The organism is Paracoccus rhizosphaerae, assembly GCF_026162645.1.
In the GTDB taxonomy this organism is placed as follows: Bacteria; Pseudomonadota; Alphaproteobacteria; order Rhodobacterales; family Rhodobacteraceae; genus Paracoccus; species Paracoccus rhizosphaerae.
The window spans coordinates 1-1,640 of the sequence record NZ_JAOTBE010000154.1; the positions used below are offsets into that span (position 1 = coordinate 1).

At 63.2% G+C, this 1,640-nt stretch carries 1 protein-coding gene; it reads left to right on the forward strand.

The genetic code is table 11. From position 1 onward, the window contains the following. Positions 1-116: 116 nt before the first annotated feature. Positions 117-1,613, forward strand: coding sequence for an IS21 family transposase (gene istA, locus OC184_RS20055; protein WP_452447954.1), 1,497 nt, complete (start codon positions 117-119; stop codon positions 1,611-1,613). Positions 1,614-1,640 lie beyond the last annotated feature (27 nt).

Sequence of the window (1,640 nt, forward strand, 5' to 3'; positions counted from 1 at the left end):
AACGGCGGTGAGAAACTAGGCCACGGAAGCGGCGGCATGGAGCTGCTGCGGGCGGCGTAAAAGTCGTCCACCCTTTCCCTTTCTGCGGCAGCAGGGAGGGCGCGAGGATTTTCAGCGTGGAACTATATCTCAGGGTTCGCCAAGCCTGCGCGGCGGGTATGAGCCAGCGTCAGGCGGCGAAGGCCTTCAACATCTCCCGTGATACGGTTGCGAAGATGATGACGTTTTCGGTGCCGCCGGGCTACCGGCGGACGGCCGAGGTCAGGCGGCCGAAGCTTGATCCCTTCATCCCGATCATCGAGGGCTGGCTCGAGGCGGACCGCTTTATGCCGCGGAAGCAGCGGCACACGGCAAAGCGGGTGTTTGACCGACTGCGTGACGAATGCGGGTTCACCGGCGGCTACACGATCATCAAGGACTACATTCGGGAGCGGGAGCGGCGGGGCCAGGAAGTGTTCGTGCCCCTGGCGCATCCGCCGGGACATGCGCAGGCGGATTTCGGCGAGGCGATGGTCAGGATTGGCGGTGTCGAGCAGAAGGCCCACTTCTTCGTGCTGGATATGCCGCACAGCGATGCTTGTTACGTCCGCGCCTATCCGGCGGCAGTCGCCGAGGCCTGGGTGGACGGGCACATCCATGCCTTTGCTTTCTTTGGGGCAGTGCCGCAATCGATCGTCTATGACAATGACCGGTGCCTGGTGGCAAAGATCCTGCCCGATGGCACCCGCAAGCGGGCCGTCCTGTTCAGCGGGTTCCTGTCCCATTACCTGATCCGGGATCGCTATGGCCGCCCCGGCAAAGGCAACGACAAGGGGAATGTCGAGGGCTTGGTGGGCTATTGCCGCCGCAACTTCATGGTGCCACTTCCCGAGTTCGCGAGCTGGGAGGCATTCAACCTCTGGCTGGAGGAGCAATGCCGCAAGCGCCAGCATGATGTCCTGCGCGGCGAAAGGGAGACAATCGGTGAGCGGTTGCAACGCGATCTGGCTGCCATGCGCTCCCTCCCGATCGCGCCGTTTGATGCCTGCGATCAGGACAGTGGCCGCGTCTCGTCCCAGTGTCTGGTGCGCTACAAGACCAACGACTACTCGGTGCCGGTTGCCTTCGGCCATCAGGATGTCTGGATTCGGGCCTATGTCCACGAGGTGGTAATCGGCTGCCGGGGCGAGGTCATTGCCCGCCATCCCCGCTGCTGGGATCGCGAGGAGATCGTCTTCAGCCCGATCCACTACCTGCCGCTGCTGGAGCAGAAGATCAACGCACTCGATCAGGCCGCGCCGTTGCAAGGCTGGGAACTCCCCGAGGAGTTCGCAACGTTGCGCCGGCTAATGGAAGCCCGCATGAACCGGCATGGCCGACGCGAATACGTCCAGGTCCTGCGGTTGCTCGAGACCTTCGATCTGGCTGATCTGCATGCCGCGGTGAAGCAGGCGCTTCAGATGGACGCGATCGGCTTCGACGCCGTGAAGCACCTGCTGCTTTGCCGTGTTGAACACCGTCCGCCCCGACTGGACCTGGACTGTTATCCCTATCTACCCAAGGCAACAGTCGAGACAACCAGGCCGGGCTCCTATATGCGGCTGTTGTCGGGTGATGCGGAGGACGCCGCATGAGCGATGCCCCGGAGATCCTGCTCGCCC